The organism is Variovorax sp. IB41, assembly GCF_016405905.1.
Lineage (GTDB): Bacteria > Pseudomonadota > Gammaproteobacteria > Burkholderiales > Burkholderiaceae_C > Variovorax.
The window spans coordinates 40,105-60,927 of the sequence record NZ_JAEFCB010000016.1; the positions used below are offsets into that span (position 1 = coordinate 40,105).

14 protein-coding genes are annotated in these 20,823 nt (G+C 68.3%); all 14 read right to left on the reverse strand.

Annotated elements, in window-relative coordinates:
- Window position 1: 1 nt before the first annotated feature.
- Window positions 2-1,072: a pentapeptide repeat-containing protein gene (locus JC881_RS24165; RefSeq protein WP_198788261.1), complete on the reverse strand. Its 1,071-nt coding sequence runs from the start codon at window positions 1,070-1,072 to the stop codon at window positions 2-4.
- On the reverse strand, window positions 1,069-3,762 hold the full coding sequence (locus JC881_RS24170) for a DUF2169 family type VI secretion system accessory protein (RefSeq protein WP_198788262.1): 2,694 nt from the start codon (window positions 3,760-3,762) through the stop codon (window positions 1,069-1,071). Before JC881_RS24170 ends, JC881_RS24165 begins: the two co-directional genes overlap by 4 nt.
- 6 nt (window positions 3,763-3,768) lie before the next feature.
- Window positions 3,769-6,138, reverse strand: coding sequence for a type VI secretion system tip protein TssI/VgrG (locus JC881_RS24175; protein ID WP_233102004.1), 2,370 nt, complete (start codon window positions 6,136-6,138; stop codon window positions 3,769-3,771).
- Window positions 6,139-6,165: 27 nt separating this feature from the next.
- A complete protein-coding gene (gene tssH / locus JC881_RS24180) occupies window positions 6,166-8,883 on the reverse strand; it encodes a type VI secretion system ATPase TssH (RefSeq protein WP_198788263.1) in 2,718 nt (905 codons plus the stop codon).
- Window positions 8,884-8,962: 79 nt separating this feature from the next.
- Window positions 8,963-10,300 (reverse strand): tetratricopeptide repeat protein, encoded by a 1,338-nt coding sequence (locus JC881_RS24185; protein ID WP_198788264.1) that lies wholly within the window; start codon window positions 10,298-10,300, stop codon window positions 8,963-8,965.
- Entirely contained in the window at window positions 10,297-11,379 is a 1,083-nt protein-coding gene (tssG, locus tag JC881_RS24190) for a type VI secretion system baseplate subunit TssG (RefSeq protein ID WP_198788265.1), read from the reverse strand. Before tssG ends, JC881_RS24185 begins: the two co-directional genes overlap by 4 nt.
- Entirely contained in the window at window positions 11,343-13,235 is a 1,893-nt protein-coding gene (gene tssF / locus JC881_RS24195) for a type VI secretion system baseplate subunit TssF (protein WP_198788266.1), read from the reverse strand. The genes tssG and tssF overlap by 37 nt, the downstream gene beginning before the upstream one ends.
- Window positions 13,236-13,243: 8 nt before the next feature.
- Window positions 13,244-13,759, reverse strand: coding sequence for a type VI secretion system baseplate subunit TssE (tssE, locus tag JC881_RS24200; protein WP_042582249.1), 516 nt, complete (start codon window positions 13,757-13,759; stop codon window positions 13,244-13,246).
- Between the two features lies 1 nt (window position 13,760).
- The gene (locus JC881_RS24205; RefSeq protein WP_198788267.1) at window positions 13,761-14,606 is read right to left on the reverse strand and encodes a type VI secretion system accessory protein TagJ; all 846 of its coding nucleotides are present in this window, start codon (window positions 14,604-14,606) and stop codon (window positions 13,761-13,763) included.
- A 1-nt stretch (window position 14,607) separates the two neighbouring features.
- Complete coding sequence (locus JC881_RS24210; protein WP_198788268.1) at window positions 14,608-15,165, reverse strand: hypothetical protein; 558 nt, start codon at window positions 15,163-15,165, stop codon at window positions 14,608-14,610.
- Window positions 15,166-15,213: 48 nt separating this feature from the next.
- Entirely contained in the window at window positions 15,214-17,220 is a 2,007-nt protein-coding gene (locus JC881_RS24215) for a caspase family protein (RefSeq protein WP_233102005.1), read from the reverse strand.
- A complete protein-coding gene (locus JC881_RS24220; protein ID WP_198788269.1) occupies window positions 17,217-18,377 on the reverse strand; it encodes a hypothetical protein in 1,161 nt (386 codons plus the stop codon). Before JC881_RS24220 ends, JC881_RS24215 begins: the two co-directional genes overlap by 4 nt.
- A 28-nt stretch (window positions 18,378-18,405) precedes the next feature.
- Window positions 18,406-19,155 carry a hypothetical protein gene (locus tag JC881_RS24225; RefSeq protein ID WP_198788270.1) on the reverse strand — a complete coding sequence of 250 codons (750 nt, stop codon included), beginning with the start codon at window positions 19,153-19,155 and terminating at the stop codon, window positions 18,406-18,408.
- A gap of 29 nt (window positions 19,156-19,184) precedes the next feature.
- Complete coding sequence (gene mltA, locus JC881_RS24230) at window positions 19,185-20,771, reverse strand: murein transglycosylase A (RefSeq protein ID WP_198788271.1); 1,587 nt, start codon at window positions 20,769-20,771, stop codon at window positions 19,185-19,187.
- Window positions 20,772-20,823: the final 52 nt, after the last annotated feature.

Sequence of the window (20,823 nt, forward strand, 5' to 3'; positions counted from 1 at the left end):
GTCAGGACTCCTGTGATTCGAATTCGGGCACATCGACGGGGCGCCATTGCTGCGCCTCCGCCAGTTCGGGATCGTTCTCGAGCGCGCGCAGCCTGTCGGTGAACTGGCAGCGCTCTTCGTCCATGCCGTGCAGGCTCGCGCGGAACATCGAGGCGCCGCGAAAGTCGCAGTCGCTCAGCTTCGCGTACGAGAAATCCGCGTAGGTCAGCACGGTGCGCGAGAAGTCGGACTTCGCGCATTGCGCATTGCCGAACGCGCTCTGGTAGAGGTCCGCGCCCGCCATGTTCGTTTCCGAAATCTCGGCCTTCGCGAAGATGGCCTGCGGGGCTTTCGCCGCGGCGAAGTTCGCGCTGGCGATCACGGCTTCCAGAAAGATCGCGTTGGCAAGCAGCGCGCCGGAGAAATCCGTGCGCACGAGCCTGGCGCCCGAGAAATTGCACTGCGCGAGGTTGGCGCCGGCGAAGTTGCAGTCCGTCAGATCGGCCTGCATGAAGTTGGTGAGCCGCAGGTCCATTCCGTTCAGCTGGCAGCCCGCGAGATTGGCCTCGATGAGCATCACGTTCTCGAACGATGTGCCGGCCATCAGCGCGCGGCGCATGTCCGCTTTCATCATGACCACCTTGATGAGGCGAGCGCCCGAGAAATCGGGTGCGTCGATGCGGCACTCCACGAACATCGTGCGGTCCAGCGCCGTCGCGCTGAAGTCGGCCTGGACGATCGCGCATTGCGCAAAGGCCGCCGTCGTGAGATTGGCGCCGACGAAGACGGCTTGCGTGAAGTCGCTGCTGGCCAGCTTGGTCCCGAGCATCTCGGTCTGGCGCAGATCCGTTTTCCGGAACCTGCTGTCGTGGGCGCCGGTCAGCTGCAGGTTCGCATGGGCGAGACACGCTTCGTCGAAGAGGCAGCGAATGAAGGTGCATTCGCCGAGGTCCGCGCCCGTCAAGTCGGTGCCGCGAAAATCGACGTCCTCGAACAGCCCGCCCGAGAGGTCCGCATCGCGCAGCGCGAGGCCCGCGAAGCTCTGCTTGCGGATGGCCTGGCCGTCCTGCACCCGCGCGGCGAGGTCGGTCATGGCGCAACCTCGGCCGCTTCGGACGGTGCGCGCGCTCCGGTCCACTTGGGCAGCGTGCGCACGCGCTTGACATGCGCGCCGTCGAAGCGCGTGGCGGCGTCGATGCGGATGCGTGCGATGTCGGCCCGAAAGAGATTGGCAAACCTGAAATCCGACGCCATCGCGCTCGCATTCTGGAACACCGCGCCCATGAGATTCGCGGATGCGAACACCGATTGGTCCAGGTTCGACCTGACGAAGCGCGCCCCTGGCATGTCGGCCTTGTAGAAGTTGGCCGCGCGCAGCTGTGCGAGCGAGAAGTCGGCACCCTGCGCCTTTGCCAGCCGGAAGTCGGCCTCGGCAAGGTCTGCCGAGCGGAAGCTGGCCGAACTCACATCCGCATGGCTGAAATCCGCACCACGCAGATTGCACGATTCGACGAAGCAGCATTTGGACATGAGGGCGTGCCTGAAGCGGGCACCGACAGCCCGAACGCTCACGAAGCCGGTGCCTTCCAGGCGCGCGCCCGAAAAATCGGCTTCGCTCATGTCGCACTCGAGAAACGTGCAACGGGTGAATTCGACGTTCGCGGCGACCACGCCGTGCAGGTTGAGCTTCAGGAAATGCGTCTGCGCGGCCTTCGCGCCGGAGATGTCGACCTTGTCCAGCACCGTTTCGAGCAGCAGGATGCCGTCCATGCCGACACCCCGCAGCGTGCACGAATGCAGTTGGGTCTTCTCCAGCGTCGCGCGGGCCATCGCGGCCTGGTCGAAGCTGGCGCCGACGGCAACGGCCAGGCTCAGGTTGGCCCCCGTCAGGCTGGCGCCGTCGAGCCGCGTGCCCTTGAGGCTGGCGCGCACCAGCACCGCGTTGTCCATCGCGCAACCTTGCAGGTTGGCGCCGTCGAGGTTCGCGCTCTCGAGAAAGGCCGAAGAGAAATCGACGCCGCGCAGGTCAAGGCCCGACAGGTCGGCGCCCGTGAGATTCACATGGGCGAAGCTCTTTCCGGCCGCATGGTGCGCCTGGACGCGTTCGCGCAGGCGCCGCGCGATGTCCCCGACCATCGCCGGCGCCGGACTCTGGTGCTGCGCCATCTTGCGATAGCCGTCCCTGCCGCCCGTCTCCGCGTTCTTGAGCATGCCCCGGAATGCCGGGTCCTGCAGGTAGACGTCCACGTCCTTGTAACTTGCATCGCCGGGCGCAAAGCCATCGCGGATGCGCGTCAGGTCCGCGAGCTCGGCCTTGGCGGAGAATTTCGGCGGCCCCACCGGCGTCTGCTTGCGCTCGTCCAGGATGGTCTGGAAATCCATGCCCAGGTCCTTGAAGAGCGCTGCGCTCTGCCTGTCGCGCTCCTCGGACTCCGCCATGGCCTTGGCCTGGTCGGCCTTCATCTTCGCCTGGATCTTCTTGAGATAGGCCGGGATCTCCGACAGGCTGGGCATCGGCTCTTCGGGTTCCGGCACCAGGGGGCCGTGCTCGTCCGGATCGAGGCCGTAGCCCGCGACTTCGGCACGCGCCAGCGCGATCTGCCTGGACATTCCGCGCCGCGCGTTGCGCATGCTCCGGTTGCGCGGCTGCAACTGCGCGGTTGCCGCGGCGATGCCCCCGTCGTCCAGCACGAGTCCTGCGGGCAGCAGGTCATCCTCGTTGAGGGCCTCGACGCTGGCCTGCTGATGGTCGCGCCGCTTGTCCAGCACCTGGCGGTAATGCGACAACGGCTTGAGGGCGCCCGGCCGGTCGATGCCGGCCAGCACATTGAGCACGTCGGACGCGTCGTCCTCGCTCACCTCGGCCATGCCGTGAAACAGGAGGATGACGCGCTCCGCATGGGGAAAGAACCATGCGGTGGTCAGGCGCATCGGCACCTCTTCGAACCGTTCTCCTGCGCCCGCGCCGGCGGTGCGGTTGATGAAGGTGCGCGTCGCCACCCCCGGCAGGTTTCCCGACAACACGCGCCTGGAAGGATGGAGGTTCTCGAACTCGTAGGCCTCGTCACCGGTCATGCGCTCGGCGAACCACTGGTCTTCGGGCGCGATGTTGAAGAACCGCCAGTCGAAATCGGCGGGCATGCCGGGATACCGCGTCTTGAGCCAGGCGTCGTCGTAGGTTCCGGCCCGGCGCGCGCGCTGCGGCCAGGTCTGGTCCAGCGGAAGGAACGACGCGGGGGCCACGCGCTGATCGGGCGCGGCCATCAGGCGGTCGAGGTATTCGATGTTGGGCAGCCGATGCACGCCGGCCCCTGGGGCATTTCTGTCGTCGGTCTTTGCCGGGCGCAAACCGATGCCGAGCGGGTTGTTGGCATCGCCCTCGCCCCCGAAGGCACGCTCCCAGACCAGCGGCATGCGATCGAAGGGCTGCGGCTGCGTCGGGCGCCCATCGACCCACGCGCGGTCGCCGAACACCGCCAGCCGCTTCTCGGTCGCGCCGACACGGGCCCGCACGGCGCTTGCGCCGGTCGCCACGCCGTCCGCCGGATAGCAGATTCCGGTCAGCAGCCATTCGGCCTGGCTCTTGGGCATCGCCGCATCCAGCGCGCTGCCCGCACCCGCCTCTTCGGCGAAGAAGGGCCACATCGCAAGCTCCGAGATGAGGCAAGGCTGCGCATCGCCCAGGCTGGCGAAGACCATGTTCGTCACCCCGAGGTAGAACCGGCCCGCCTGCTCGAACGGGCGGGTCAATACGCCGCAATAGCTTGATTTGGCGACACGCATGGCAGGTCAGGTGATCATGGTGATGGCGGCAGCCTTGATGTCGGGCCCGAGCGTCTTGAGCGAGATGCCGCCGGTGCGCAGGTCGGTGCCCTTGGACTGGATGAACAGCGCCCGATGCTCGATCTTGCACAGCGAGGCATCGAACTTGGTCGCGTAGTTGCCCTGGCTGCACGCCCCCTGCTCGGTCTTGATGCCGACCACGCCGAAGACCACCCCGTACTTGTACGAATAGGTGGCGCCGGTCTTCTCGAAGAACTGGTCGATGAACTTGTTGCCGCCGGGGGCGATCACGGTGAAGCCCGCGGGCGCCGTGATCGTCATCGGCCCGGTCGAGGTGATGTTGGTCGCCCCGGTGATCGTCTGGGTCAAGGCGCCGTTGACCGTCTCGGTCATCCCGCCGTTCACGGTCCGGGTCTCGCCGCCCGAGATCGTTTCGGTCAGGCCGCCGTTGACCACGCGTTTCTCGCCGCCGTTGATCGTCTGGTCCATGCCGCCGTTCACGGTCTCGTTCATGCCGCCGTCGACCTTGCGCTTTTCTCCGCCGTCGATCTTCTCGTCGAAGCCCGCATGGACGGTGCGGTCCTCGCCGCTGTCGACGGTTTCCGAGAAATGCCCTTTCACGTGCGTCTTGCGGTCCGCATCGACTTCCAGGGTCTCGTTGTTGTGCACCTTGGTGATGCGGTCGTGGCCCACATCGCGGGTCTCGTCGGCCTCCACTTCGCTGTCGAGATTTTTCTCGGCATGCAGGTAGACCTGCTCGGAGCCCTTCTTGTCGTCGAAGCGGAACTCGTTGAAATTGGCCGTGCCGCCCTTGGGCGTGGAGCGGGTGCGAAAGCCGCTTTGCGTGTGCGAATCGAACGGAATGGGCTGGTCGTCGTTGTAGACCCGGCCCACGATCACCGGACGGTCGGGGTCGCCGTTCAAAAAGTCGACGATCACTTCCTGTCCGATGCGCGGAATGAAATAGCCGCCCCAGCCCTTGCCGGCCCAGGGCTGCGAAACGCGCACCCAACAGGTCGAGTTCTCGTCCCCTTCGTTGTAGCGGTCCCAATGGAAATGCACTTTCACACGCCCGAACTTGTCGGCATGGATCTCCTCCCCCGCGGGGCCCACCACGATCGCGATCTGCGGGCCAGGCATGGTCACGCGCGGCGTCAGGCGCGGTGCGCGGTAAGGGCGGTCCAGGGGGATCGCGGTCAGCAAGAAAGCGCTGGTCCCGGGCTGCGCCCTCTGCAGCGTGGGCGTGCCGGCGATCAGCTCCTCCAGCACTTGCAGCGTGTCGGCATTCACCGCATCGTCGTGCAGCACCTCGGACAGCGCCTTGTAGACCGGCTGCTCGACGGCGCTGGCCGTCACGCTCTCATAGCCGGGGTGGCTGGCCATGAAGGTACAGGCGGCGATGATGTATTCACCATCGCGCACGCCATCGGGGTCGCCTTCGAACTTGAAGCTGCGGCCCGCCGCCACATCGGGCCAGCTGGTCAAGGCCCAATGGCGGTCGCGGCGCGCGTTGAGCTCATCGCCGCGCAGCTTGGCACGGCCCTCGGCCTCGTCTCCGGTGAAATAGCCACCGGGAAACTCGAACACCTCCAGCCCGGCCAGCTCGTGCCCCCCGGGCACGTCGATCACCGCGCTCAGCTTTTTCTTGATGGCCTTGAAATCGCTGTCGCGGGAGTCGTGCTTGCCGGTGTCGAACTGGCGCGAACTCACCCAGCGCGAGATCTCGTTGTAGCGTGCCTCGCTCGCATCGCTGCCCGCATGGCGCAACGTGTCGACCACCGGCAGCTTCTCGTGCGCCATGTCGCTCGCGTCCGACAGGTGCATGGTGCCGGGCGCGTCGTGCGCGTCGAACCAGTAGTAGATGCCCTCGTCCTCGAGCAGGCGCGAGAGAAACTGGTAATCGCTTTCCTGGTGCTGCACGCAGTAGCGCCGCGCGTTGTGCGTGCCGATGACGTTGCCGGTCTTGGTCTTTTTCAGGCCCTTGATCGGGCTGTCCTCGAACACCGCATCGAGCACCTCCAGCACCTTCTTGTCCTGCAGGATGCGCGAATTGGCGCGCTTGGTGAGCAGCCAGAACCACGAGCGCAGCGTGATGCGGTATTCGAAGTGGCGGCCCACATGCCCCGCGCGCACGAAGCGCACCGCATGGCCCTGGCAGTGCCGCTCGTGCTTGCCGCCGTCCTTGTCCTGGAACTCGATGACCACGTCGAACGCACGGCCCAGGATGTCCTTGGCGTCGAGCGCCTTGTTCCTGGAGAGCACCGTGAGCTCGTAGGCCGACGGCCGCGCCAGCGCCTCGTGACCCACGATGCGCCAGAACATCAGATCGTCCTTGGCGGGTGAATCGGTCTTGATGCGGAATTCGTGGTCGGCCATGTCTTGGTCTCTTGCGTAAGTGCGGTGTCAGTCGAACGCGTAGGTGAAGTCGGCGTCCTTCACGTCCAGCGCGACGCGGCGGATTTCTCCACCGGACGCGAGACGTTGCAGGTACTCGACAGAAATCGTGGGCAGCACCGTGTTGGTCAGGATCGCGTCGATCACGCGCCCCCCCGACTCAGGGTCCTGGCAGCGCGCGACCACCTGCTCGATCACCGCCTCGGTGTATTCGAAGGGCACGCCGTGGTTGGTCTCCACGCGCTTCTTGATGCGGCCCAGCTGCAGCCGCACGATCTTCTTCATCATGTCCGGAGACAGCGGGTAATAGGGAATGGTGACGATGCGGCCCAGGAGCGCGGGCGGGAACACCTTCATGAGCGGCGCCTTCAGCGCATCGGCCAGCGCGTTCGAATCGGGCAGCAACTCGGGGTCGCGGCACATGCTCATCACGAGCTCGCTGCCGGCGTTGGTGGTCAAGAGAATGATCGTGTTCTTGAAGTCGATCATGCGGCCCTCGCCGTCTTCCATCCAGCCCTTGTCGAAGACCTGGAAGAAGATCTCGTGCACGTCGGGGTGGGCCTTCTCCACTTCGTCCAGCAGCACCACGCTGTAGGGGCGGCGGCGCACGGCCTCGGTCAGGATGCCGCCCTCGCCGTAACCGACATAGCCGGGCGGCGCGCCCTTGAGCGTGGAGACGGTGTGCGCCTCCTGGAACTCGCTCATGTTGATGGTGATGATGTTCTGCTCGCCGCCGTAGAGCGCTTCCGCAAGTGCCAGCGCGGTCTCGGTCTTGCCGACGCCCGAGGTGCCGCACAGCATGAACACGCCGATGGGCTTTTGCGGGTTATCGAGGCGCGCACGCGAGGTCTGGATGCGGCGCGCGATCATCTCCAGGCCGTGCTTCTGGCCGATGACGCGCTGGTTGAGCGTGTCCGCGAGCTTGAGCACCGCTTCGACTTCGTTCTTGACCATGCGGCCGACCGGAATGCCGGTCCAGTCCGCGACCACCGAGGCCACGGCCTGTTCGTCGACCGACGGCAGGATGAGTGGCGATTCGCCCTGCACCGCGTGGATCTTGGCCTGCAGCTCGTGCAACTCGGCGAGCAGTGCGGCGCGGTCGTGCGCCGGTGCGGCGGCAGCGGCAGCGGCAGCGGCGGCGTCCGCGGCCGCATCCGCGGGCGCATCCACCGGCTTGTTGCCCGCACGCAATTTGCTGCGCAATTCGAGCAGCCGGTCGACCAGCCCTTTTTCTTCCTGCCAGCGTGCATTCAGCGCTTCGAGCTGCAGCTTCGATTCGACCAGCAGCGCCTCCACCTGCGTCGAGCGCTTGGTCACGTCGATGCCGATGGTGGCCTCGCGGCCGATGATTTCCTGCTCGACCGTCAGGCCCTCGATGCGGCGCATGCAGTCTTCCACCTCGGGCGGCGTCGCATGCTGCGACACGGCCACGCGAGCACACGCCGTGTCGAGCAGGCTCACCGCCTTGTCGGGCAACTGGCGCGCGGGAATGTAGCGGTGCGAGAGCTTCACGGCCGCCTCGATCGCTTCGTCCAGCAGTTGCACCCGGTGGTGCTTCTCCAGCACACTGGCCACGCCGCGCAGCATCAATATCGCCTTCACCTCGTCGGGCTCGGGCACCTGCACGACCTGGAAGCGGCGGGTGAGCGCCGGGTCTTTCTCGATGTACTTCTTGTACTCGGCCCAGGTGGTCGCGCCGATGGTGCGCAGGTTGCCGCGCGCGAGCGCGGGCTTCAGAAGGTTGGCCGCATCGCCGGTGCCGGCCGCGCCGCCCGCGCCCACGAGCGTGTGGATCTCGTCGATGAAAAGGATGATCGGCGTCGGCGAGCTCTGCACCTCGTCGATCACCTGGCGCAGGCGCTGTTCGAACTCGCCCTTCATGCTCGCGCCGGCCTGAAGCAAGCCGATGTCCAGCGTGAGCAGCTTCACGTCTTTCAGTTGCGGCGGCACGTCGCCGCGCGCCAGGCGCTGCGCGAAGCCTTCGACCACCGCAGTCTTGCCGACGCCGGCCTCGCCGGTCAACAGCGGGTTGTTCTGGCGGCGGCGCATGAGGATGTCCACGATCTGGCGTATCTCCTCGTCGCGTCCGGTCACCGGGTCCATCTCGCCCTTCTTGGCTTTCTCGGTGAGATCGACCGCGAACTTCTTGAGCGCATCGCCCTTGCCCATGGCGGCCGGCGCCATCGCGCCCGAGTCTTCGCCCGGAGCGCCGCTGCCCATGCCGGTGCCGTCCTGCGCGCGCATCTGCGATTCGGGCGAGGCGTCGCACACCTTGGGGAAGTTGTCGGCCAGGTCCTCGACCTTGATCTTCTCGAACTGCTTGGACAGATTGAACAGAGGGTTGCGCAGGCTCTGCGTCTTGAGCATGCCCACCAGGATGTAGCCGGTGCGCACCTGCGCCTCGCCGAACTGCAGCGTGGCGTAGGTCCATGCGCGCTCGATGGCGTTCTCGATGTGCGGCGAGAAGTCGCTGATCGCGGTGGCGCCGCGCGGCAGGCGGTCGAGCGCGGCGGTCATGTCCTTCGCGATCACCGATACATCGAGGCCGTAGTGCTGGATCACGCGGTGCAGGTCTGAGTCCTGCGCCTGCAGAAGCTGGGCGAACCAGTGCTCCAGTTCCACGTACGGATTGCCCCGCATCTTGCAGAACACCGTGGCGCCTTCGATGGCCTTGTAGGCCAGCGAGTTGAGTTTGCCGAAAAGGGCGGTGCGACTGATTTCACTCATGGAAGACTCCGTATCTCTGTTGAAGACGATTCATGCCGGGAAATTTGAATGAAGGACGTTCGGCGATGTGTGGGCGAATTCAGGGTGGGGCCGCGAGCCTTGCGCTGGCCAGCCAGCCCTGCACGTTCCGCCCCGCCTCGCGGCGCGGAACGATCGGCGCGATGCGAACGCCGCCGAAACCGGCGGCCGCAAGACAGGCCTCGACATGCGCCGCCGCATGGCGGTAGCGGCCGCTGCCCTCGATCTTGAAATCGTCCCGCCCCCCGTCCATGGCCTCGACCGTGAACACCACGCCGCCCTCGGGACGCAGTGCCCGTGCGGCGGCCGCCAGCACTTCGTGCAGATCGCCGAAATAGCACAGCGTGTCGGCCGATGCCACCAGGTCGAACCGGGCGGGCTGTGTGTGCAGGTAGTGGGTGAGTTCGGCCTTGTGCAGCACGTCGTAGCCGCCGCGCTGCTCCGCGCGCTGCAGCATGCCGACCGACAGGTCGCAGCCGGCCAGGTGCGAGGCCCAGGGCCGCAGCAGCGGGGCGCACAGGCCGGTGCCGCAGCCGGCATCGACCACCGCCAGATGCGCGGCGGGCGGGCCATACATGTCCTGCACCGCGCGCGCCACCAGTTCGGGGGCGCGGTAGTGCAGCTTCTCCAGGCTCGCGTCGAAGCTTCCTGCGTAGCTGTCGAACAACGTCTCCACATAGCCGTCGCTGGCGCGCTCGGGCGCATGCCCCTCGCAGGCGGCCAGCAGATGCGCGACCACGGGATTGCCTGGTTCTTCGGCCAGCCACTCCCGGTACATGCGGGTGGCCTGCTCGTTCTCGCGGAGCAGCTCCAGCGCGCGAATCACCTTCGAGCGCGCGCTCAGGTTGCGCGGCTGCAGCAGCACCGCACGGCTGTTGGCGATGACGCTCTCCTGGATGCGCCCCTGCTCCATCAACGCGATCGACAGGTTGTACCAGGCCTCGCTGGACGTCGGCCGCAGTTCGATCGCACGGCGGCTGACGCGCTCGGCCGCCTGCCAGTGGCCTTTGCCGCATTCGAGCGTCGCGATGTTGCTCAGCGCGTCGGCGCCTTCGTCGCCCTTGGCAAAGGACACGCTGTTTTCATAGGCACGCATCGCATCGTCGACGCGGCCGGCATCGACCAGCAGATTGCCCAGGTTGTTCCAAGCGCCGCTTTGCGCGGGTTGCAGCGTGAGCGACCGCCCGATCAACGCGATGCTCTCGGCGTCGCGCCCCTGCGCATGGCGCAGCACGCCCTGGTAGTGCAGGGCATCGGGGTCGCCGGGCGCGGCTTCCAGAATGCGGGCGAGCAGTTCGTCGGTCGCCTCGAGATTCCCCGCCTTCATCAGGTCCGCCGCTTGCACCAGTGCGGCCGCGTGCGCCGCCGTGCCTGCACACCCGAGCGTCGTCGTCGTCATGCCGCAGCTCCCGCAGCAGTCCGGACCGTCATCGAGCTGTTGCCGATGCGCACGTCCGCCGCGTCCTTCGCGCGCTTGCGCTCGCCGAGCCACGAGACCCAGCCCAGGCGCGGCGCGTTGCCTGTTTTCTGTCCGAGGCGCGTGACCGGCACCTCGGCCTTCTCGAGCATCAGTTCGGCATCCCATTCGAGTTCGTCGCCCAGCAGCTGCTGCATCCAGCGCTGCAGCACCGGGCGCGCATTGCCGGTCGGCAGGAACATGCGGTACTGCTCGACCGTGAGCGGCCCCATGTGCAGGCGAACGCGGTGCTGCCGGTCCCACGCGCGGGTGCCGAGCATCGCGCCCATGCCCATCGAGCGCGAGCTCTCGCCGCGCCCGAGCCGCGTGACCTCGTCCGCGGGCACGCGCATCCAGTGGCCGACCCAGCGCTCCAGCGTCACCGGCACGCCGAAGTAGCTGCACAGCACCGACTCCACGCTCTCGGCGTTGTGCACGCGGCGCGCGAGCCAGCCCGAGAAATGCAGCCGCGCATCGTCGTGCACCTCGTCGCGCCCGATGCGCCCCGGCGTGCCCGTGCCGATGAACGCGCCCACCTGCAGCCTGAAGCGGTCTTCGCCCGGCCGGTCGAGCGCCACCGCGGGCCGCGCCTGCGCCCATGCGCGGTAGAAGTGCAGCGAGAAGCGATGCAGAAAGCTGTCCAGGAACGCGAGCCACGTCGGATCGCCATGGTTCAGGCTGCGCTCACGGATGAAGTCGCTCAGGTGAACCGGCAGCGGGCCGTTGGGACCGACATAGCTGAAGAAATGCTGGCGCAGGCGCGGCGGCGAGTACGCGGTCGCGGGCTCGAAGCGGCTGAAGCTCGCGGGCGCGAACGAGAGCGAAGGCTCCTGCCCCACGCGCACGGGCTCCGCGCTCGGCAGCAGCGCGCGGCCCCAGCGTGGCGTGGTGCCTGCCACCGATTCCAGCCGGCGCATGACCGCAAAGTAATCGAACGACCACGGCTCCGCTGACCATCCGCGCAGCGCGTTGTCGACGCGCGTGCCTACAGAATCTGCCGGGTCCCGCACAGCGGCCTCCATCGCATGGTCTCGCCCTTGCCCGCCACGCGCAGCACGGTCTCCACGAAGTGATTGACCTCCACATGGCGCGCGAGAAAGCGCGACATCACGGCACCGAAGAGGAACACGCTGTGGCCGTGGAACGCATCCTTGTCGACTTCCAGCGTCACCTCCAGGCCGCGCCCGAAAGCGATCGGTCCCTTCAGTGGCAGGCGGCGCGCCACGGGCTTGCTCTTCACGGACAGGAGCCCGCGCACCTGGCCCTGGCGCATCTCGTCGGCATGCGTGGCGTAGAGCATCAGCGTCTCGCGCAGCGCGGCGGCGCCCTGCTCCGGCGTGCTGTCGGAAATCGAGAGGTAGTTCAGCGCGAGGTGATCGACCACGCGCCAGCCCAGCCCCTGGCTCACCACCGGCGACACCGGCCGCGAAGGGCCGCGCACCATGCGCACGCGCTGCACGGGGAAGGAGTCGACGCAATCGAAATCGTTGTCGCGGCCCAGCGGCATCAGGAGCGGCAGGTCGCGGTTCGTGCACAGCGCGCTCACCGCGAGCTGCCGCAGCATCGCCGCATACGGCGCCTGCTGCGGATCGACGATCTGCATGTAGACCTCGGAGCCGATGTGGCTGCTGCGATGGCCTTCGGTGCGCTGCCTCACCGACAGCATGCGCGGCTCGCGCGTGGTCGTGAAGTACGCGGGGTGGCTGTGGCGCGTGCCGTGGAAGGCCGAGTAGAACGGGCGGAACGGCTGCTCGGCCGCCTCGGCGTCCTTGCCGGGCGCGCCGTGGCCGATGACCTCGGTGACGGTGTGCACCTCGAAGTCCTGCGGCCGCGTGCGGTCGGGCACCAGGTGGAACTGGCTCACGCCTTCGGTGAGCGGCACGCGATCGAGCCGCTTGTTGAACAGGTTGACGATGGGCACGCAGTGCAGCTGCACGTTCTCGGCGCTCACCAGTTTCTCCAGCGCCGCATCGCCGCGCGAGAACAGCAGCACGAGTTCGATCTCGGTGACCGGCATCGTCGCGAGCAGTGCCTGCAGCCCCGCGATGCGCAGGAACTGGAAGCGCTGCGGAAACGCGAAGTACTCCTGCAACAGACGAAAGCCCGAGAAGCCCGTGGCCGTGACCGGCAGCAGCGCCTCGTCGTCCTCGAAGCCGACGGGCTGGATCGCGCTCGCGGGCAGGCTCTGCGCCGCGCCCTGCAGCGCGCCGGTCGGCGACAGCGGCCGCACCATCACGCCGATGGGCTGGCCCAGCGCGCATTCCTGCAGCTGCCACGCCACGTCTTCGGCGCCGCCCAGATGCAGCACCAGGTCGTCGAGCGCGATCTGGTTGAACTTGAGTCCGGCCGTCGCGCGCAGCGCGATGCGCAAACCACCGCGGATCGCGCGCGACTGCGGGTGCGTGGCCAGCGGCAGGTCGGGCGCATAAGTGAAGTACTGCGCGCGCTGCACTTCCATCGGCCAGATGCGCAGCGCGCTCGATGTGCGGAATTCGCAGTGCGTGTTCTGCCCCACGGCCTGGCGTGCGCGCAGGCCCGCGCCGCGCGGCAGCTTCGGGCCGGTTGCGAGATTGGCGTCGTCGAGATCGGGCGCGAAGGACACCACCGCCATCGCGGGCGTCGGCGCCAGGAAATTCGGATAGACGATGTCGAGCAGGTGCCCCGTGAAGCGCGGGTACTCGGCATCGAGCTTGAGATTGACGCGCGCCGAGAGGAACGCCGTGGCCTCGATCAAGCGCTCGACGTACGGGTCAGCAACTTCCTGGCCTTCGATGCCAAGCCGATGCGCAATCTTCGGAAAGGCGCGTGCGAACTCCGAAGAGCTCTCGCGGAAATAGCGCAGTTCCTGTTCATACAGGTTCAGCAGCCGAGGGTCCATGTCAGGACTTACCTTGGGTTTTGCGCCATGTCCACGATCTCGATGCGTCCTTCTTCCAGGTCTACACGGCTTCGCATCAGGAACTCCAGCGGCACGGGTTGCGCCCACAGCATGCCGCGGATCTGCAGGCCGATGCTGTTGTGCGAGTCCAGTGCCGAGCCTTCCATGACGAGTTCCACTTCGAGAGTGCGGGACAAAATGCGCGGCTCGAACTGCAGGATTGCGTTCTTCAAAGCCTGTTCCATGCTGACACGCTGCACCGACGAGGTGAACTGGCCAGACAGCATAGGCAATCCGTAGTTGATGACCGAGCGCGCCGCATTCGGGTACTGCTTGTCGTCCATCGCGAGGCCGAAACCCGTGGCGTTGAAGAGCCAGCTCAGGTCGCGCAGCACGGCCGCGCGCAGCGCCTGCTTGGTGAGCGTGCGCTTCTCGTCGCTCTCGCGTTTCTCGGTCGGCGCGTTGTCCACCAGGCGGTCGAGCAGCGAGGGCTGCAGGCGCTCCTGGGCAGTGAGCTCGGCCACGTCAGCCGCCTCCGCTTTCGGTGCCTTCCTCCGGTGCTGCTTCTTCGGCGGAAGCCACCGGGTTGAAGAGGATCTCGCGCACGTCCATCAGCGCGTACTCGCCGGCATCGCTGCCGAGCACGCGCTGGCCGGTGCCGGCCCACACCTCGGGGCGCAGCTCGCGCCACTCGGTCTTGCGTGCCAGGCGCAGCTCGCCGTCTTCGCTCTTCTCGGTGCCTTCGTAGCGCGTGGGAATGAGCGCGAGGGTTTCGCCGCCGTTCTCGAACTGCAGGTGCGCGGGCATCCAGACGCAGTCGCGCAGGTCCTCGGGCGGCTCGATCTTCACGTGCGCGAGCCGCGCGTAGGGAATCCAGTAGTACTTGCCGTTGACGAAGGCTTCCAGCACGGGGCCCAGGCGCATGTCGGCATCGGCGAGCCACTCGAAGGGCACGCCGTCGATGGTGCCCGCGATGGCGGGCGCGCCGTCGAACGCGCGCTGGCGCAGGTCCTCGGCCAGCTCGCTCTCGCCGCGCCCTTGCCGCAGCAGCGACTCGATGAGAAGCGCCAGCCACTCGTCGGGCTGGCCGAAGATCATGGGCGTGCGCGTGCCGGCGAACACCTCGGCGCGCAGGCCCTCGCAGCGCACGGCGTCGCCGTACACCTGCTTCATCGGAACGGCCAGCGCATCGAGTTCGGCCGCGACGGTGAGCTGGTTGAGCGCACGCTCCCACTGGCCCATGACGCAGAGCAGTTGCGCCATGAAGACGCGGTGCTTGCTGTCCGAGGGCTTGGCGCGCACCTCGTCGCTCAGCGCCTTGAGCGCGGCCACGGGGTCGGCGGACTTCAAAAGTTCGGCGGACGTGGTCATATCAGTTGCCCGTGAAGGTGCAGGTGCGCACGGCCCCGCGCGCGCCGGTCTTTTGCTGCGGCGCCGAGCGGATCTCCAGCTTCGTGTAGTCGAAGAAGATGAGGTCGCACGGCCGCTTGGGCGTGCCGCCGGTCACGATGGCGTGGCAGTTCACGCGCGCGCCCTCGAGCACGAATTCAAGATGCGACTGCAGGTCTTTCGAGCTGTCGCCGCCGGCCTTGAAGACCGACACCGTCACCTTCAGGTCCGCGTCCTGGCTCTTGAGCAGGCTCGCGATGGAGGCCGTGGCCGCATCGCAGTCGCGGATCACGATGAAGGAGTAGTTGCGCAGCTTGCCCTTGCTGGAGCCGGGCGGGATGACCACGTCGGACTTGTACGAGTAGCCGCCGATGTCCATGCGCTGCTTGCCGTCTTCGTAGGTGCGCACCGACTCGCCCTCGATCGGCGTTCCCTTGCTCTCGATCATCATCGAGAAGTCGTTGCCCGATTCGCCCGACAGGTAGTCCAGCAGGCGCAGGGCCTCGTCGGGGTCCAGTTTTCCATCGTAGGTCCAGCTCATGTCGATCTCCTGAGAAAAATTCGGTGACGAACGGGTGATGCGTCGTCGCTACTTGGCGGCCGAGACTTCGCCCGCCCAATGAACCATCGCGGCGAAGGTCTGCCGCTCGCCCTCGGGTTGCAGCGCGCCGCGCACGCGCACTTCCGCGATCCCAGCGCCCCCCGCGCCCCCCGCGACCGCATCGCCCGCGCCCGTGCCGAACAGGCGCGGCGCGCTGTACGGCGCCGCGGGCGTGGCCAGCACCAGCAGCCGGCCGCCCTCGGCGTTGAACCACGGCAGCTCGAAGCGCTTGACGGCCGGCGCCTCGCGCGTGCCGCGCTTGAAGCGGTTGGTCTCGCCTGGGTCCTCGGGGAAGACCTGGCGCGCGCCGCCCTGCGGGTCGATGCCGACAATGACCAGGTCCACCGAGCGCGCGCTGGTGTTGCGCACGTTGAGCACTGCGCGCTCGCCGCTGCGCAGCGGCAGCAGCTTCGCGTCGACCTGCTGCGCGGAGCCGCTGCGCACGAGGCGGTCGCCGCTCCAGACTTCGAACACCGCATCGAAGCCGTCGAACTGCGCGTCCTTGGCGATCGTGTAGAGCTGGTTGAGCCACTTGAGGCGGGCCAGCGTTTCGAGGCGGCGGCGCGCCGTGGCCGCGTCGGTGGGCGCTGGCTTCGCGCCCGCGCCGAGCGATGGCGACAGCACTTCGAGCCGTGCGCCGCTCCATCGCACGTCGGCGCCATCGGCATCGTTCACCGCGATGACGGAAGCGGGGTACTCGAGGCTCAGGCCCGGCGGCAGCCCCTGCTCCGCGCGCACGCGCAGCGCGACCGCGGCCGGCTCGCCCAGCGGCGTGATGTTCCAGAGCGCGGCGCCGGGCAGTTCGCGCAACGCGGGCGGCACGGCCATGCGCGCCTTGTCGGCGAAGGCCTGCGTGAGCGTGCCTTCGGCGCTGCGCACGGTGCCGTCGTCCATCGTGGCCAGCACGCGCAGCGGCTGCTGTGCCACCAGGCCGTCGAGCTGGCCGGCCTGCAGCGTGAGCGTGTCGCCCGAGCGTTGCGCGCGCCACACGGGCCGCGTCGACACGGCCTGCGCGCGGTTCGCGAAGATCGGCGCGTCGAGGTTGCCCTCCGCTACCGGCGAGGGCAGTTCGCGCGTGGGAAAGCGCTGTGCCAGTTCGTCGATCACCGGCGGATAGACGGCCAGCACGCCGTCGAACAAATCGCGCCACGTGGCCGGCTTGCGCGAAAGCGCCTCGACCACAGCCCAGGTCAGGAGGCCCTGCGGGCGCGCGTTGCGGTTCTTGCGCGGCAGGCGCAGCTCGGGGGTGATCTGGTGGCTTTCCGAGGCGAAGAGCGCGACGTAGCGGGCGCGCGGCACGGGGTCGGTCACGGTGGGACGCGTCATGACCGCGCGCGCCGCGGGGCCGGGCGCGCCGGTCAGCTGCGCGGTGCGCAGACCCCGCCAGCGCACCTGGTCGTCGGGCGGTCCTTCGGCGATGGCCGGTGCATCGGTCGTGCTGCGCGTCATCGAGTTCGCCGAGCAGGTGTCGAAGACCGAGGCGACGAACACGTTGCGCGCGAGGAAGGCTTGAATCCAGGCGTCGAAATCGGCATCGCGCAGGTCGCCGGTCAACGCGTTGTCGGCGCCGAGCGTGCCGCGCACGTCGCGCGCGAGGAAGTTCTCGGAGAGGCCGTCGGGCTCCTGGTAGCGCTTGTTGCTGTCGCGCAGGCGCGTGCCGTGGCCGGAGAAATAAAGCAGCACGAAATCGCCGCTCTTCGATTGCGCGAGCAGCCGGCCGAGTGCTTCGTGGATGGCCTGCGATTCGGGCAGCACGGAGCCGCTCACGCCATCGGCGAGCACGGTGATGTCGGCGGGCGCGAAGCCCTGCTTGAGCAGCGCGTCGCGCATCAGCATCACGTCGTTGCGCGGCGCTTGGAGCCAGAGGGCCTGCGGCTGGTTGACGAGTTCGGAGACGCCGACGAGCAGCGCGCGTTGGACTGCGAAGGCGGTGCCGCCGGATGCAAGAAGCATCAGCGCCAGCAGCACCCGCAGGCAACGCGCGGCGCGGGTCATGGCCGCTCCGAGGCCGGCCCGGCCGATTCGACCAGCGGCGAGGCCGCGAGCAGCGACAGCCCGCCGACCGGATCTTCCACATGCAACCGCCACACGCCGTTCGTGCCCGGCCCGCCGACCACTTCGGCCGACATGCTGCGCAGCAGGCGGTCGGCCTCGTCGATGCGCACGCCGTCCTTCCAGCGCACGACCAGGTTGGCACGCGCTGCCGCGCTCGCATCGGGCGCCGTGGGCACGTTGCGAAAGCGCACGTCGTCCTCTTGCGATCCGCGCCCACCGAGCAGGCCGACGTTCTGCACGACGACGCACAGGGCGAGCACCGCGAACGCGGGCCGCATCCATCCATCGGCGCCGAACCAGCGGCGGATGCTGCCCCACCAGCCGCCTTCGGGCCGCGCCTGCGGCCGGGCGCGCGGGGACGCGGGCGAAGTGGGCGCCGCCTTGGCCGACTGCGTCGGCGCCGAGCCCAGCTGCAGGCCGACGGTGCGGTACAGCGCCTGGTAATCGGCGCGCGGGTCCTGCGCGCCGAGCGGCGTTCCGGAAAGCACCGAGAACACGCCGCCCACGGTGCGCAGCGCGATGCGGCCGGGCTCGGGCGCGATGGCCAGCGCCTTCTGCGCGGCCCACTCGTCGTGCACCGCGCGGATCGCCGCGAGCCGCGTGGCCGAGACCTCGCCGAGCACGCGCGCGCACAGCTGCGGGCTGGGCTCGAGCGTCAGCACGTTCCAGGCCTGGACGAGCCCGAAGGCCGGCTCGAAAGGTTCGTCGTCGGGCTCGAGCAGCACGTCGAAGGCACCGGCCCAGTCGGCCTCGCCCGCGGCCATCCAGCCCTGCCAGACGTCGCCCTGGATGCAGCGGTCCAGCAGCACGCCGAGCAATCGCCCGTCGTGCAGCACGCTGACGAGGCGGCCCGGCGCCCAGCGTGCGGTGAAGGCGCGCTGGGCGACAGCCTCGCGGCGCCGGGCCAATTCGGTGAGAGGGAGCAGCAGGTCGTGCAGCGCGGGCGTCGCCACCGGTGCAGCGTGCGGCGTGGTGGGGGGCGCGGCCCCCGGCATGGCCACCGTGGCCACGCCCGCGGACACGTCGGGCACGGCGACGGCGCCGGTTTCGAACGCGTTGCGGATCACGCTGAGCGGGGGCCAGAGTTCGGTGTTCATGGCGGTCTGTTCCTGAATGGCTATGTCTTCAGGCATAAGACGCTTCAGCACCGAGGATTTTGAAAACCTGCAGGATCGCTGCCATGTTTTCCGCCTCGATGGCGATGCCCAGGGTCTGCTGGAGCCAGCCGCCCAGCCGGGTCTTGGCGTAGTCGGCGGTGAGGCCCTCGCGCTTGTGCACCAGGCCCAGGCGCCCCGCGCGGTAGTGGTACGAGGCGATGGCATGGCGCGAGGCGATGCCCGAGAGCCCGCCCTCGGCTTCCTTGCCGAAGCCCTCGCACAGGAGGATGCGCTCGGGCTCGGGCAGTTCGGCGATGAAGGCGCGCGCGGCCAGCTGCACGGCTTGCGCGCTCAGGCCGTGTTCGGCCAGGCACCCGTCCAGGTCGTCGCCGGCGCCGATCTCGTCCTCGAGCTGCGCCTCGGTGATCTGGTCGCCGATGGAGAGCTTGCGGCGGAACGAGCTCGCACGCGTGCAGTCGATCAGGTAGCGCCGGAAATACGCGCACAAGGCGAAGGCGGTCGAGGGCGCGCTGTGGCTCGCGCGTTCGTCCGCTTCATCGGGATCGGCATCGAGCCGCAGCACCTTCACATAGATGAACTGCGCGACGAGCTCCTTGCGCCCCTCGCCCAGCACCTGCAGTTCGGGCGGATTGCAGGCCACGAGCGCATCGCCCACGATGCGGTACATGGTGCCCATGTCGTTCGAGGACAGCGTCTGCCTGCGCCGCCAGAGGCGGACGAGTTCAGTGCTTTCCGCGGACGACAGTGTTTCCTGCATGAAGGGACAAGCGTTAGGCCAAGGCCGGATCAGTCATCCACGCAGACACCTTCGCTCGGCACCAGGCACTGCGCCAGGCCCGCGCCCACCGGCCCGCCGCGCGTGCGGATCGCCGACGACACCGCGGCCTGCGCGACGGCGAGGCCGCGCGGTAGAAGAATCCACAGCTGGCCGCGCTCCTTCATGCGGCGCGCGTTGGTCGCGGCCGCCTGGCCGTTGCCGAAGAAATAGTCGGCGCGCACCGCACCGCGGATCGCGCCGCCGGTGTCCTGCGCGATGGTCAGGCGCTGCATCGGTGCGCCGCTGCCGGGCGTGCGGGTCGAGACGAACACCGGGTAGCCCAGCGGCGTGCTGCGCGGATCGACCGCGATCGAGCGCCCCGCCGACAGCGGCACGCCGAAGGCGCCGACCGGCCCGCCCACGGGCGAGGTCGATTCCTTGAAGAACACATAGCTCGGGTCCTTGATGCCCGAGCCGGTCACCGCGCCGGCCGTGCGGCGCCCCGGCACCACGACCGCGCCGCTGGCGGTGGGCCGCGCGAGCGTGAAGCCGCGCGTGCGGATGACGCTGCTGTCCACGCTGCCGACATCGTCGTCGTCGCCATCGTCCAGCTGCAGCTCGATCGACGAGCCGCGCACCTTCACCGCGCTGCGCGGCTTGCCGTTGGCGGCCTGCGCGATCGTCGGGCGGAACGGCTGGCCGTTCTGCTCGGCGTAGGCCACGCGAATGGTGTCGCCGTTGGCCAGCTTGATGCGGCCCGAGCCCTGGATCTGCATCTCGTAGAGCGCGGTGGCGCTGCTCACGAAGGCCAGCACCTTGGCGTTGGGCGCGCCCTTGGTCTCGATCTCTTCGCGGGTGTAGTACGGCAGCAGCTGCTTGCCCTCGATGCGCATGCGCACCTTGCGGTCCAGCGTGTCGCGGGTGATCGCCGAGAGGTCCAGCGCATAGAGGCCGGGCGCGCCCATGTCGCGCGTGCTCAGGCCCGTTTGCACCACCACGTTGCGGCCCTCGACCTTCGCGGCCACCGTGCCGCTGCCGGCCGGGAGTTTGCGCGCGTCGGCGAACAGCATGTCTTCGGGCTGGCCGTACACGGGGTAGATGAACGGCGCGCCGTAGGTGCGGCTGCCCGCGATCTCGGGCTCGAAGTAGCCGGTGACCACGCCGTCGGGCTTGCGGTCGTCGTCGCGGATCTGGTAGGCCGAGAACTCGCTCTCGAAGAAGCTGCGGATGGCGTTGCGGTTCTTGCCATCGACCTTGGCGGCGCGGTCGCACACCTCTTTCCACTCGGCGCCGCGGCCGGTGAGCACCTTGCAGCTACCGAGGAACGCGGGCCAGGTCTCGGAGAAATCGTCGCGCGACCAGCCCGGCATCGCATCGAAGCTCACCGAGGTGTAGGTGGCCAGCTGGGTCGAGAAGGTGCGCGCCTGACCGGCCACGCTCGCGCCGGTGGAGGCCGGGCGCGAACTGGTGCCGGCCGCGGTCGTGTCGGTGGCGGCCGTGGTGGCGGAGGTCGCGGCCGGTGGCGTGTTGGCGCAGCCTGCCAGCGATGCGACGGCCGCGAAGGCGGCCCAGCGAAGCAGCGTGGTGGTCAAGCGTGGCGACTGTGAGGTATGCATGAAAGTCTCCTTGTCCGGAAAAAGCGGCCCATCGCAGGGCCAACGCTCTACA